Origin of the sequence: Parabacteroides sp. PFB2-10, from assembly GCF_029893085.1 — a bacterium.
Lineage (GTDB): Bacteria > Bacteroidota > Bacteroidia > Bacteroidales > Tannerellaceae > QVMG01.
Genome location: NZ_JARXWI010000019.1, coordinates 10528 through 25557, shown reverse-complemented (window position 1 = coordinate 25557; position 15030 = coordinate 10528). Strand labels below are relative to the sequence as shown.

The following is a 15030-nucleotide window of genomic DNA, read 5'->3' as shown; positions in this document are numbered from 1 at the left end:
CAAAGGGTATTTATTGCGATACAATTACTGACTCGTTTTTCCCCTTATGTAAATATATACTCGACCACCCTGTCGAAGGCTTCTATGTCAACAAACCCAATTTTTTTTTTATCAAAATTGCGGGACTTTGTGAAAAAGTCCCGGGAGAATCATTCGCTTTACGCCTTGGCGGCTAAGCGATTGTTGATTTTTAACGTAGCATATTGTAAGGCAAAAAGGCATTTTTGCTTACAATATGCTATTTGGTGTTCACCGCTTTTCCAATAGCAATGTTTCCGGATCGCTTAGTGGATTCCAGTTGTCCAGGCCGGCCAGGATGCGTTCGATGGTGTAGGCCTCCGGGTTTGTCAGTTGGCGGGCAAACGAGGCACGCCTATTTGCCGGATGGGCGCCTTCGCCGTTGTTTTGGTACTCGGCATAATAGATGGTGGCTTCGGCATGTTTCTTATTCCAATTATGCCATCCTTCGGGCAGGATGTGGCGACCGAGTTGGCAGCGGATGAAAACCGCTTTGGCATAATCGCGCCAGGGGCGGGAGAGGTAGACCTTATCGACTCCTTCGTCGGCGGTCAATTCACAGTCTAAAAACACATATCCGTAATCGCGTTCTTCGGGGGTGGCGGGGGCGGTCACATAGCCGTTCCGTTTGTTGTGGATATGGCAACGGTTGAACACCACTGTCGACCAACCGAAAATAAAGTCGACAGAGCCCTCGATATAACACTCTTCGTAATATTGTCGGCTATTCATCCCGTAGGTATAGAGCGTATCTTGGAAGCCTAAGAAACGGCAACGTTTGAATACCGTCCGGTCGCCGGCTACCAAGGCCGCCACGGCTTGTCCTACCGGTCCCGCACTATTGCAAAAGGTTATGTTCTCCGCATAGAAGTTGTCGCCGTAGAGATAAGAGGAAGCCGAACCGGAGGTGGATTTGTCTTCACCGAAGATGTTCTTTTTCTGCGCGTAATCGTCGTAGGTCAATACGGCACCCTCTTCTCCGATAAGAGAGACGCCTATTTTGTTCTCGGGCACGATCAGCTTCTCTTTGTATTCCCCTTTCCGGATCAGGATACGGGTGCGCGCCTCTTTGCGATAGTCGGGCACGGCGTTGATCGCCTCCTGCACCGTGAAGAAATCACCGGAGCCATCCTGGGCAACTACGAAGTCGTATTGACGGAAGAAAGGGCGCATCTCGGGGATGGCTTCTCCGAGTGACTGAACAGCCATGCCGGCTACGATCTTGGCTCCGGCTACGTTCAGATGTGTGTTGTCTTCTTTCCCCTCCGGGCAGCAGGGTAGCGTATTTTTAGGCACCCACATAAAGTATTGACGGGTGGCTTCATCGCCTAAGGCCTGTATCCAGTCGTGCGTTTGCTGGCAAAGATCGATCAGGAGGGTATTGGTTTCGCGCGCTACATTTTTGGTGGCTGTGATATAGTCGCCATGGGTATCTTTCAACAAGCCGTTCTCATCGAACTGGCGACGCACAATCGAGGTGAACAATACCGGTGTTCCCCCTTTGGCGCGTGTTTCGGTGATGAACCGTTTGAGGTTGTCATCGAAGGTGCTGCCGGGCTTTGTGTAGCGGTCTTCTCTTGTTTTCTGGTCGTTATGTCCAAACTGGATAAAGACATAATCGCCCGGTTTCACTTGCGAAATAACCGCGTCCCAGCGTCCATCGTCGATGAAGCTTTTGCTGCTTTGTCCGTTGACCGCATGGTTGTCAACGCGTACATCTTCAGAAAAGAATCCAGGCAGTACATGCCCCCAGCCACGTTCCGGGTTGCCGCCTGTCAGATTTTTGTTAGCCATGGTAGAGTCGCCGATCATAAAGATGGTGAAACTCTGTTTTGGCGCGAAAGCCAGGAGAGGTAATAGGAGAGCAACACAACAGAAAAGTGGAAGTAACTTTTGGATTTTCATATAATATCAATTTTAATACATTTGACAGTAAAGCCCCGAACCTTCCAGAGAAAGTTCGGGGCAAATCTAAAAAAAACTATTACCTATCTATCATTAATATCCAGGATTTTGATCGGCTGCTGTCAACTGGTCGTTGGCATCGATAGCTGCCTGTGGTATCGGCCACAACAGTTTCTGTCCGATTGTAGACGCTGCGTTCCCTTTCAAATGCGGGTTGTGCAGGTTGTTGTATTCGATCAGCTTGCCTGTACGGCGAAGATCCATGCGGCGGTAACCGTTACCAAAGAGTTCGCAGGCTGATTCTTTCAGGATAGCGTCGATGTCGATGCTGGTGGCATCGGCCACGCCGGCACGCTTGCGTACGCTGTTCAGACGAGCCAAAGCGGCTGTGTTGTCACCCTTTTTCAGATGAGCCTCAGCAGCTACGAGGAATATCTCCGGTAGGGTGATAATATGCAGGTCACGGAAGCTTTTTCCGGCAGCATAGAACGGGTTCTTGCTGTCGTCGAACTTTTTGCAGGGATGTATAGACCAGCTCTTTCTTTGCGACTCTTCAAAGTCGTATTTCATGATCAATCCGCTGGGGTAATCTTCCAGGTCGGTCATATAGTTCGACATCGGTTCCATCTGCGCTGTTTTGTCGGTCTGCGGGATCACAAAGGTGTTAGCCCGGTTTTCCGGATCTTCCGCGCGCCAGGCGGCAACAGAAGCCTCGTCGCACTCCCAATAGGCCGGATAATAAACACCTACTAATTTGCCTTTTGCCGTATTACCATTGCTATAGAAAGCAAAGTAATCGCCCAGCGGTTTGCCGTCTTCTTTGAATCCGTTTGCCGGATCCCACATTTTGCTAACCAACAGGGTTCTCAGGAAAGTCGCGTCATAGCGTTTGTCGCCTTTTTCGAACATTCTCAGGGTATGCATCAGAGGAATAAAGCTGGAAGATCCGTTTTTCATCCCTTCTTCAGCACCACCATAGTAGTTCGAGAAGAATGACTGCCAGCGGTTACCGGCGTCAGCGTCGTGTGAACTGGCTTGATCGTATTCGATATCGAAGATAAACTCCGCGTTGTCGTCGCCAGAACGGTCAGCTGCCCAGAGGTCCGCAAATTCGGTTGTCAGCGAGCGTCCGCCAATCACTTCGTCGGCATATTTAGCTGCTTCCGCAAAATAAGACTGATTGCCTAAGTCCCAAGCCGCAGCCAGGTATGTCTTAGCCAATAATGCTTTCGCCGCTTCGATGCTTGCTTCACCACCACCTTTGGTCGCGGAAGAGGCTACCAAGGCGTTGTTTGCTATCACGCTTTTCAGTTCGTCAATGATATAGGTATATACCTCTTCGGCTGAGGCACGCGGATATCCCTTAACAGCTGTTGCCGCGTAAGAGGTTACTAAAGGCACACCGCCAAAGTTATTTACCAATAGATAATAGAACATGGCGTTGATGAAACGACCCTGGTCTATCGCTTTTTGCTTTTCGGCATCACTCACACTGGCTATATCGGCATAATAGGGAATAGCCAGACAAGCGCGGATACCGTCATAACAGTCGACATAGAATGTTTTTACCACGCCGTTTTCCGGGGTGAAGTTCGACCAACGGTGATGCGCCGCGTCGATATCGCTACGACCATCCTGATAGAGGTCTGTGCCGGCATTGAAATAGGTGGTCACGTTGGTGCTGTTGTAGATATCAACCAGCTGGGCGTAAGCATCGTACACGAGTGATTGAAAGCCCGAAGCTGTTGAGAAAAAGTCGGAGTCCGTTACGGAACTCTTATTGTCCGGAGTGAGAAACTCATCACATCCCGCCAGTGTCATGGTTCCAACCATACACATAGCATATATTATTTTCTTATAGATCTTCATGTCTTTGTCAATTAATATTATTAGAACTTAATATTCGCACCAATCTGGTAAGTAATGGAAGCAGGTCCACCATTGGTCAGGTTTGCACTTGCCCATTCCGGGTCGAATCCTTCATAGTTTGTGAAACAGAACGGATTGAGCACATTCACATACAAACGAAGATGTTTAACCATCACTTTGTTCATCCATTCTTTGGGGAATGTATACCCCAGGGTGATATTCTTCACTTTCACAAAAGAGGTATCATGGTAGCGTACGGCGGCACTGCTGCTGCTGAAGTAACCTCCCCCTGTCTTTTCTGTATTGTTCGGGTAAGGATATTTACCGATATGCGCTGTTGCCTGTGTGGTTACATCACCTGTTACCGGATCCAGTACCGGAGTGCCTGCCGGGATATAGTAGTCGAAGCTCATCTTCTGACGTCCACGGTCGCCATAATTCTGGTATTGCTCGTGGAAATAACTGCGAGACCACTGTCCCTGTTTGGTATAGATCATAAAAGAGAAGTCGAAACCTTTGTAAGCCATGGTAGAGCTAATGCTACCAGTCCATGTCGGATCGGTGCAAGCGAAGATCTGCTTGTCATCGGCGTCGATCTTACCGTTGTTGTCCCAGTCGTTTACTGCCAGCTGGCCTTCATACCATTTCAGTTTCTGACCACCGGCACCGAAGGTGTCGTATACCTCTTGCAGTGAATAATGACGGTCGCCATCCTTTGTTTTCATGGTCACACCATCTTCGGTAATGATACCGGCAGACGTGTAGTCGCGTAATACGTTCAGGCGTTCGCCGATAAACCAGTTCTTGTCGATATCATCGCCGTTGGGCAGTTCGGTGATCTTGCTCCAGTTGCGGGCAAAGGCTAAATTGACATCCCACATAAATTCGCGGTTGCGTACTATCCCTAAGTTCAACCCTAATTCAATACCTCTGTTGCGTACGGCACCGATATTGGTCGTGATTTTGCTTTCACCTGTTTCAATAGGAACAGTCGCATCCATGATTTGTCCGTCGGACAAACGGTTGTAAGCATCGGCTGTTAGATTAACACGGTTGTTCAATACGGCGAAGTCTACCCCGAAGTTGAACTCTTTGATCTTTTCCCAAACTAAGAACCGGTCGATCAAACCGTTGGCATAGTAACCTTGGTATTCGCTGCCACCGATAGTAGCATACGTCGGACCGGCTGCTGAAGAAGCAGTTGCGTAATCACCTACGTTGTTATTACCTGTGATACCGTATGACAAACGGAACTTCAAGTTGTCTAACCATTCTGCGTTGTCCATGAATCCTTCTTCAGAAGCACGCCAGGCAACGGCGGCTGATGGGAACCATCCCCAACGGTTATCCGGAGCAAAACGGGAAGAACCGTCAGTACGCAGGGTAACAGTTGCCATATAGCGATCGCGGAACGCGTAGTTCAAACGAGCGGCAGCCGAAACTAAAGAAGATTCGGTATAAGTTGAAGCGATTGTCTTCGTACCTGATCCTTTACCCATGGAGTGGAACGATAGTTTGTCGTCGGAAATATTGGTGACCGACTGCGTATAGGTCTCTCTGTTGGTTGAATACAAAGAGAACATTCCCATCGCGTTGATTCTGTGTTCGCCCCAGGTCTTATTGTAGTCGATCTGGTTGTCCCATGTCCAGTCTAAGCGGTCGGTGTTTACCACTGAGCCATAATTGTTTTTCTTGTTCTGGAAATAAGCGGTTCCTAACGGATACTTATCCGATACTCCTGTTCCCATGAAGGTACCCTGACGTCCGTGGTAGAAGTTCGGAGAGAAGGTGGTGGTAAAGCGCAGTCCATCCATGATGTTGAAGCGCAGATACAGGTTGCCAAACACATGGAACTTACGGCTTTCGTTCTGATAAGCGTCGATATCGAAGTCAACCAACGGAGAAGGCGTAGAGGTCAATGACATCTTACCCACTTTAGCAGGAATAGCCAACAGGTTACCCTCTTCGTCCCAGGGAGAAACCACCGGTGCAAACCAGAAAGCGTTGTTATAAGGAGAGTAGGCATTCGATGCGTCCGTGAACCAGTCGTTCTGTACATCGTATACTAAGTTGACGGCCATACCGGCTTCTACCACCTTAGACAATTTGCTGTCGAAAGATCCTTTGATATTGATACGCTCATAGTCATTCATTTTGAACACGTTCTCTTCGCTCTGATAACCAACGCCCAAACGATAGTTGGTCTTTTCGGAAGCGCCGCTCAGGCTGAGGAAGTGGTTCTGTTGAGAAGCCGTCTGCAATACCTCGCTTGCCCAGTCATAGCCTTCATTGTTCATCCAACGATTATGCAAAGGAGAGCCTTTCCATTCGGTACCATTCTGGAATACGGACTGAAGGTCACCGTCGCTGATAGTGTATTTGGCACGTCCGGTAGCATCGCCTCCCCCCAGTGTATAACGGGCAAAACGATAATTCATCCATTCCGTTGCATCCATAAAGTCCGGCATGCGCGCTACTTCACGGATACCATAATATCCGTCGTAAGAGATCTCTACCGGTTGTGATTTGTTCTGTCCCGCACCGGTTCCTTTGGTAGAAATGATAATCACACCTTCCGAAGCGCGTGAACCATAGATAGCCGTTGAAGAGGCATCCTTCAATACGTCGATACGTTCGATATCTTCCGGGTTCAGGAAGTCGATAGAAGAGACAACCATACCATCCACTACATAGAGCGGACCGCTGGTCTTGTTGATGGATGCCTGACCACGGATCTGAATACTGAAACTACCGTTAGCACGGCTGTTTGATTGCGTGATGTTAACCCCCGGTACTGATCCCTGCAGGGCATCTTCTACGCGAAGTGCTCCGCGCGCACTGATCTTCTCAGAAGAAACAGATGCCAGAGAGCCGGTTACGTCGGTCTTTTTCATCGTACCGTACCCGATAACCACTACTTCGTCCAGCGCTTGTGAGTCTTCACGAAGCGTTACATTAATAACAGATTGGTTGCCAACGGCGATTTCTTGCGCCAGGTAGCCGATGTAGGAAACAGATAAAACAGCGTCATTCCCTACATTAGAGATAACGTACTCACCATCCAGATTGGTAATGGCGCCGTTAGTCGTTCCTTTGACTAACACGTTGACCCCAATCATCGGTTCACCGGTCGCGTCTGTCACAGTACCCGTTATCTGGCGTCCCTGGGCAAAAGCAACCACACTGAGAAAACTCAATAGGAATGTAAATAATCCTTTGTGTACTTTGTTTACTTTTTGTCTATTCATGATAGATAGATTTATTAATTAACTAATCATTAGCTGCAAATGTATGGCGTCCGTATTGGTTCGATGTTTACAGATTGTTCATTTATGTGAAATAATTGACTGAAACCAATTTTTCCACATCAAAACCAAAAATCAAACATCTTTACCAATTTCTCTCTGCAAAAAAACAAATATTCACCCAAACTGCAAGCCGAACACTATAATATTGCATTCGGAATAAAATAATAAAAACTATACAATCGAATACACATGAAAACAGCATCCATTCCACTATGCTCCTTTTTCCTTGCCGGAATATTGGCTTTTACCGGGTGTCAGGCTACTCCCGGATCGACCGTTGCCGCAGAGAGCTCCTTAGCCGCTTATTTTGATCATGTCCCCTTCCCAATAGAGGCTTTCGAACGGCCTGTTTTCCCGGATCGTTCGGTGAATATTATTGATTATGGCGCTGTCGGCGATGGCATAGCCATGAATACGGAGGCGATCAACCGGGCTATCGAAGAACTTTCGGCTCAGGGCGGAGGCAGGGTGGTGATACCTGCCGGCATCTGGCTGACAGGACCGATCAAACTCTTGGATAATATCAATCTGCATGCCGAGGCTAACGCGCTTGTTGTGTTCAATCCCGACAAATCGCTTTATCCCATCATTGAGACCTCTTTCGAGGGGCTGAACACACGCCGTTCGACCTCACCTATACACGCGCGTAACGTACAAAATATTGCTGTTACGGGCGAAGGAGTGTTCGACGGATCGGGCGATGCCTGGCGCTTTGTGAAGAGGGATAAGATGACGAACGCTCAATGGCGCAAACTCATTGCCTCCGGAGGGGTGCTCAATGAAAAGGGGGATATCTGGTTTCCCAGCGAAGAATCGTTGCGGGGGTATAAAACGAGTGATATGTTCAATAACCCACAAAACCTGACGACCGATGCCGAATGGGAAGATATCCATCACTGGCTGCGTCCGGTATTGGTGAGTCTGATCGGTTGCAAGGGTGTTTTATTGGAAGGAGTGACTTTCCGTAACTCGCCGGCCTGGGGTATTCATCCGTTGATGTGCGAAAAGTTTATCATGTCGGATGTCAAGGTGTTCAATCCCTGGTATTCGCAAAATGGCGATGGATTGGACCTGGAATCCTGTAAGGATGCACTGATTATCGGCAATTTGTTTGATGTGGGCGATGACGCGATCTGTCTTAAGTCGGGCAAAGACCAGGATGGCCGCGACAGGAACGTACCCTGTGAGAATGTGATCATAAAGAACAATGAAGTATTGCACGGACATGGTGGCTTTGTCGTAGGCAGCGAGATGTCGGGCGGTGTGAAGAATATCTATGTGGCCGACTGTCTGTTTATGGGCACCGACGTGGGGCTTCGTTTTAAGAGCACCCGCGGCCGGGGAGGAGTGGTGGAGAATATATGGATCGAGAATATCCGGATGACCGATATCCCGACCGAACCGATCCTGTTCGATCTGTTCTATAGTGGCAAATCGGCCTTGGAAGAATTGGAAGAGGGCAAAACCATTCAGGCTGTCTTGCCTGCGGTAACGGAAGAGACCCCTTCGTTTCGCAATATATCGATCCGGAATGTCACCTGTAAAGGGGCGCGCCGTGCGATGCTCTTCAACGGACTTCCCGAGATGAAAATCCAAAATATCACGCTGGAAGATATTCAGATCACCGCTGATCAGGGCATGGAATTGATACATACAGAAAAAGTTTCGGTAAAAAACGTACATATATATGTGAAGGAGGGAAAAGAATTGCTTGCGCAATACACCAGCCAGCTGACCGTCAACGGGCAACCGGTGGCCGACTCCGGAGCTACCTCTTTGCAGCTGCTGATTAATGAATGATACCCAAGCGTTGTTTGTTTTACGCTTACACTACTTACACTTACACTAAGCAACCTCCGCCTCTCCAAGCGGAGGACTTGTGCAGCATATGCTAATATGGTAATAATTGAAGATGCAGCCCCTCCAAACCTCCCCCAAGGGGAGGCTTAAGGTTAATAATGTAATGTGTGAAGGAAATAGGAGATGGGATCTTCAAATGTGGGAAAATGTGAAGATTCTAAAGTCCTTCCGGACTTCTTGACCACCACCTTCTCTTGATTTCCATCTTCCAATCCTTTCCTCTTTGAAGATCTCACCGTTCATTTCCGCACCCCAACTCCTGAAATGTTAAAATAGCGATTGTAAGCAAAACGCCCGTTTTACTTACAAATCCATACGTTAAAAAGTGTTTCTCCCGGGAGTTTGTCTCCGAAGTCCCGCTTTTTTGCGCGCAAAGTCCCTCGGAAATTACAAATCGTAAATTGGGGGTTTCGTTGGAAATGGTGAAATTAACGTTTGTTTACGCTTTTGTGAGGTGGCTGAATTTGAAGGTTGCCGCTCACGGCGCTGCGAGGGAGGAGTCTATCCCCTTTATCGGTATCTTCCCAGAATCTTTAGTTCATTGCCCGAAAGATCGACTTCCAATAAGGCCGGTCGTCGTGGTCCGGGCTTCTCCATGTCCAGGCTCTGCGTATGCAGTGACATCAATGGTTTGCCTTCGAAGGTGCGAAACAACATGGCATGGCCGGAATTTTCGGGCACTAACGGGGTTGCCATCTGTTGCCAGGGACCGGATAGCTTTCCGGTGATAGCATAGGCCACTCCTTGCGCATAACGTTGATCACTCCAGCTCGACCAGAGCATGCCCAGCCGTCCGTTGTCTGTCCGGAAGAAGAAGGGACCGTCGATCACATAGCCGTCTAAAGACATGCCATAGGTAAGTTCACCAATCGAGCGCATCTCTCTCGGCCAAGGGGCATCCGAAGCTTTGAACATCGCCACCGGCTCGCCGACAGAGGCAGAGAGGTCGGGGGCGAGTTCGACATATTTCACAATCCCATCGGTGGTCTGCATCCAATCGTGACAAAAGACCAGATAGGGCTTGCCTTCTTCCACCCAGAGCGTGCCGTCGAGGGTCGACCATTTCTCCGGCAGGTAGGGTGTGTTGCTCAGGGGGCGATAGGGGCCTTCCGGCTTTTCGGATACCAATATATGGGGTGAACGCCGCTGCACCTCGTAGCGTCCCGGTACCGTATCGACTAAGAGTTGCGTATTGGTAAAGGTGGCGATACAATAGTAGAGGTCGCCCCGCTTATGCAGTTCGGGCGCCCATACAAGAGGGCGTTTTCCCATCCATGAGGTGGTGTCTATCTCAATGTAGTTGAAAGGCCCTTCCCACATGTCGAGATCCGGGCTTTTCCACAGGCTGCCGCCTGATCCGACTAAGTAATACATCTTGCTCTCTTCATCCGCCAGGATGAACGGGTCACTTATTATCAGGGAATCGAAAGGCAGGGTAGTCGGCGGGCGTGATCCCCATCCGACGAGCAATTTATAGCCCTCCTCAGGAGATGTTTTATGCGTTGGGTTGCATGCCGCCAGAAGCAGTATGCATAAAAATATAAAATAATGGCCTATTGGCTTTATCATGATCCGTTACTTTATTATTGTTCTTCTTTCATCCTACTGCAAACTTATACAAACGACCCTCTTCCCAGGGTTATTATTTTTCTTTTTTGGGGGACTATTCATGGTTGGTGACTATTTAAGAAGCAAAGCGACTGATAACTTCTTTGACTTGAGGCAGCCCCATAAAGACAATTTTTCCACCAATAAGTTAGAAAAATCCCCTGTTATGTCAGCCTGTTTCCGTATGTTTGCAACTATGAAATGCCTTCGTTCCATAGTCGTATATGCCCTGTTATTTTCTTGCCTGATGAACCACGAGGCGTTGCGGGCACAGAACAATCCGAACAAGTACAACTACAAGTTCTTAACCATCCGTGACGGGTTATGCGATAACTCCATCCGGGCCATTCATAAAGACAGCAACTCCTTCATGTGGTTTGGTACCTCCAACGGACTCGATCGCTATGACGGCTATGACCTGAAGCATTACTCTACGACATCTTCCTCCTCCCGGCTCTTTATGGAGAGCAACTACATCAACGATATAAAAGAAGACGAACAGGCCAATCTCTGGATCGCCTCGGAGGCAGGCATTACGCGCATCAATCTGCTTCAGGAGAATATCGACTATTTCAAAGACTATGCCGGAGAGAACCAAGAGGTGCTCTCTACGCCAGTGAAGAGCATACTGATCGATGATTGGGGGAACCTCTGGATAGGGAAAAGCGATTGCCTAGCCTATGCTGTTGTCAATGAGGAGAGAGAGATCGAAGAAATCCATCTATTAAAAGAAGAAGTCGACATCCGAACGATCGTAAAATACGGTAATGAGATATGGGCCGGGGGGACAGGCTGTCTGTTTCGCTTCGCCGCATCTACGAAAGGGAATTATATGAGTATGCCGGTTCAGATGGATATCGACAGTTCCCGGCTTACGTTCAACTGCTTGTTCTCTTATGGCGATTACCTATGGCTGGGTACCCAGAATGGGTTATATTGCTATAACATCCAAAGTCAGTTTTATTCGCTCTACCAACATGATCCGCGTGATGTCAACAGCATATCCTCCAACTATATTACCGATATCGACAAAAACAGCTCGGGAGATATAATCATCGGCACAAGAAACGGGGTGAATATCTATTTGCGCAATGATCAGTTTGCGACTTTTCAGAAAGGAGCGCAGGCACGGTCATTGAACGATAACGTGGTGAACAGGGTCTTTGTCGATGAGAACAATGACATCTGGGTGGGAACCGACTTCGGAGGAATCAACATCATGACGCCCCAGCGCATTAGCTTTTCGCATGAATTGCAAGGCTATGAGAAAGGGACGCCCCACATCATCAGTACGGTATTGGAAGATCGCGAAGGAAACGTACTGGCAGGCATTGTCGATGGCGGCCTGGCTATCAAGAGGAAAGGGAGTAGTGGGTTCCGGTTTTATACACATAACCCCGCTCATGCCCGTTCGCTGGCTCACAACAATATTTCCAAAATCGTTCAGGACCGACAGGGCGACTATTGGATATCGACCATTGGGGGAGGCGTTGATAAGTTATTAAAGCAGCATCTCTCGGATCCGGTGTTTGAACATTACAATACGTCTAATTCGGGATTGCTTTCAAACGAGATATATGATATGGCATTGGATACGGTGCGCAATTCGCTTTGGATGTGCAGCAGCAACCAGATCCACACTTTTCACTTCTCTACCGGCGTGATCAATCGATTGCAATACTATACCCGTTCGAATGAGACGATCAGCCACATGAATACGATCTTTATCGACTCGCAATCGCGTTTATGGATTGGGGGCAACGGCATCTACATTATCGACCTGAAGAATTCCAAAGAGGGGTATGAATGTATCTATTATCCCTATAAACTGAATGATCCGGAAAGCAAGATCAATGAAAAGATCAACTGCATCATTGAAACCAAAAGCAAGGATATTTTCCTCGGAAGTCTGGGCAATGGCATTTATCTGTTAGACAAAAACAGCCCGTACGGCGAGTATACCTTTCAGAATTTTGCCGTACGCTCCGGATTGTCGGATGCCAGTATCTCGAACATCATAGACGATGAGAACGGCAATCTCTGGATCAGTACGCTCAAAGGGATCTACTTTTTCGACACCAATACCTACCGGGCGGTTAAGTTTGATGAGGGCGACGGATTGCAGGTGCAGCAATTCTATAAAAGAGCCGGTTGCCGGTCGACAGACCATACCATATTGTTGGGTTCGATCGATGGTTTGGTCTCGTTTAGTCCGTCCGTAAACATTCCCAAGCAGAAAGACCGGGTGGTGACACTTACCAGCGTTGTGGTCGATGGGAATGAGTTGACCCCCTATTTGAACAGTGAGCAAATGAATGTAGCTATCTCGAATGCGGAAGAACTACATCTGTATCCTCCCCAGAATTCATTCGAATTAACTTTCAGCTCGCTCGACTATACGGAGCAGGAGAAGATATTCTATTTCCACCGCATACTCGAATTGAAGGAACGGGCAAACGCCGGGTTGAAGAAGCGACATGCCAAGTACACCAATCTGACACCGGGCAAATACACCCTCCAGGTGTGGTGTACGAATTATGACAACACCTGGTCGTCGACCTCCACCTACCTGACCATTGTTGTGCATCCCCCTTTCTACAAAACGATCTGGTTCTACTCCCTGATGGGACTCCTTGGGCTTTCCATCCTGCTTTACCTGCTTTACTGGTACAACAGAAGGCAGAAAAACATCCAGCAGTTGCTCAAAGAAAAAATCGATGAGCGCACTCAGGAGTTGAACACCACCATATCGGAACTGACCGACTCCCAGGCAATCATCGTTGAGCAGAACGAACAGCTACTGTTGCGCAACGAAGAGATCAACCAGCAGAAGAACGAACTGGTCGACCTTTCGCAACAAATGGAGGCGATCAATAAGGAGAAACTATCCTACTTCACCAACCTGACTCATGAATTCAAAACACCGCTCACACTGATACAGGGGCCGACTACCCAGCTTATCAAACAGGCCACCAATCAGGAGCAGAAAGAGAACCTCTTGATTGTCAACCGGAATGCCCGATATCTATTGTCGCTGGTCAATCAATTGATCGACCTGCGTAAGATTGATGCCAAGAACCTGACATTGAATTTCACCCAGTTCGACTTTACTAAGTTTCTGAATTATACGATCATGGACTTCTCCAGCCTGATGAAGGAACGAGGCATTACGTTCGAGAATACCTATCGATTGAAAAGCGATCATATCTATTCCGACAAAGAAAACCTGCATAAGGTATTGTTCAACCTCCTGTCGAATGCCATTAAGTACACGCCGGATCATGGAAAGATCACCTTGCGGGTCAGTCAGTTCCCTCATAAGGAAACAGGAAAGCTCCTGCAATACATCTCGGTCACCAACAGCGGCAGCCTGATTGCTCAGGAAGAGATAGATAAGATATTCCAACTATTCTACCGGATATCGGATCAGCATAAATACACGAACTGGGGACAAAGCAGCACCGGTATCGGATTGCATATCGTTAAGGAGATCATCACCCTGTTGGGAGGTACGATCAAGGTGAAGTCGTCGGAACGGATAGGCGTCTCTTTCCGAATCTATTTTCCTGTTGTCCTGTCGGATTCGGTGGAAAATGAAACGGATCAGGAGCCGAAAGAACCGATATTCAACGATGACAAGATAGAACCTTTCATTGCCATCGATCGGGATAAACCCACCCTGTTGTTGGTTGAAGACAATCCCGATATGCGCTATTATATCCGGAATATGCTGAAAGAGAAGTATAATGTGGCAGAAGCCAATAATGGTGAGATGGGCTACCGGATGGCTCAGCAGATTATACCGGATTTTATCGTTTCGGATTTGATGATGCCGGTGTGCGACGGTGCCGATTTTTGCCGGATGATACGCAAAGATGAAAGGTTGTGTCATATCCCCTTCCTGTTGCTTACCGCCAACTCGAGCGAGACGGCTCGAATCGAAAGCTATGAGAACGGGGTCGATGGGTTTGTGACGAAACCATTCGAACAATCGGTCTTGCTGGCACATATCGATGCCATTCTTAAGAATCGCAACCTGCGTCAGAAGAAGTTTGTGGAAGAGGATCTGAACCTCTCGCATCTGGAGGTCGGTCATTCTGATCAGCAATTCATGAAGGAGGTGATGGATATTTTAGAGAAAAACTATGCCGATCCCGAGTTTGGTGTCAAAGAATTGGCGGAGAAGTTGCATATCAGTTATACGCTTATCTACAAAAAGTTTATCTCCCTGACCGGACTTCCTCCGGTGCGTTTCATATTGTTGTATCGTCTGCAGCTCGCCAAGAAGATATTGGAAAACAGCAAAAATAACAACATCATCGTGTCGGAAATTGCCTACCGGGTGGGATTCAACGACCCCAAGTATTTCTCCCGCTGTTTTGTCAAGCAGTATAAGATCACACCCAGCTCTATGATCCGATAGGGTTCATGTCGTCAGTTCTTTTTTTGCTGCTATCTTTCA

The 15030-nt window shown here is 48.0% G+C and carries 6 protein-coding genes; 2 read left to right on the top strand and 4 right to left on the bottom strand.

The genetic code is table 11. The features are described 5' to 3' along the window. Window positions 1–249: 249 nt before the first annotated feature. The 3 genes from M2137_RS13100 to M2137_RS13090 form a co-directional block, all read right to left on the bottom strand. Entirely contained in the window at window positions 250–1923 is a 1674-nt protein-coding gene (locus tag M2137_RS13100) for a pectinesterase family protein (RefSeq protein WP_280766902.1), read from the bottom strand. 93 nt (window positions 1924–2016) lie between these two features. Beyond that, a complete protein-coding gene (locus M2137_RS13095; protein WP_280766901.1) occupies window positions 2017–3792 on the bottom strand; it encodes a RagB/SusD family nutrient uptake outer membrane protein in 1776 nt (591 codons plus the stop codon). Between the two features lie 20 nt (window positions 3793–3812). Further along, window positions 3813–7040 carry a TonB-dependent receptor gene (locus M2137_RS13090; protein WP_280766900.1) on the bottom strand — a complete coding sequence of 1076 codons (3228 nt, stop codon included), beginning with the start codon at window positions 7038–7040 and terminating at the stop codon, window positions 3813–3815. A 249-nt stretch (window positions 7041–7289) separates the two neighbouring features. On the opposite strand from M2137_RS13090, the gene M2137_RS13085 reads away from it, so the two are divergent. Next, a complete protein-coding gene (locus tag M2137_RS13085; RefSeq protein ID WP_280766899.1) occupies window positions 7290–8900 on the top strand; it encodes a glycoside hydrolase family 28 protein in 1611 nt (536 codons plus the stop codon). Window positions 8901–9470: 570 nt separating this feature from the next. Here M2137_RS13085 and M2137_RS13080 read toward each other — a convergent pair. Further along, entirely contained in the window at window positions 9471–10529 is a 1059-nt protein-coding gene (locus tag M2137_RS13080; protein ID WP_280766898.1) for a glycoside hydrolase family 43 protein, read from the bottom strand. A 205-nt stretch (window positions 10530–10734) separates the two neighbouring features. On the opposite strand from M2137_RS13080, the gene M2137_RS13075 reads away from it, so the two are divergent. Next, complete coding sequence (locus M2137_RS13075; protein WP_280766897.1) at window positions 10735–14991, top strand: hybrid sensor histidine kinase/response regulator transcription factor; 4257 nt, start codon at window positions 10735–10737, stop codon at window positions 14989–14991. The last annotated feature ends 39 nt before the right edge of the window (window positions 14992–15030 follow it).

Coding starts and splice junctions, on each gene's coding strand:
- M2137_RS13100 (WP_280766902.1), bottom strand. CDS start 1,923: ATGAAAATCCAAAAGTTACTTCCACTTTTCTGTTGTGTTGCTCTCCTA.
- M2137_RS13095 (WP_280766901.1), bottom strand. CDS start 3,792: ATGAAGATCTATAAGAAAATAATATATGCTATGTGTATGGTTGGAACC.
- M2137_RS13090 (WP_280766900.1), bottom strand. CDS start 7,040: ATGAATAGACAAAAAGTAAACAAAGTACACAAAGGATTATTTACATTC.
- M2137_RS13085 (WP_280766899.1), top strand. CDS start 7,290: ATGAAAACAGCATCCATTCCACTATGCTCCTTTTTCCTTGCCGGAATA.
- M2137_RS13080 (WP_280766898.1), bottom strand. CDS start 10,529: ATGATAAAGCCAATAGGCCATTATTTTATATTTTTATGCATACTGCTT.
- M2137_RS13075 (WP_280766897.1), top strand. CDS start 10,735: ATGTCAGCCTGTTTCCGTATGTTTGCAACTATGAAATGCCTTCGTTCC.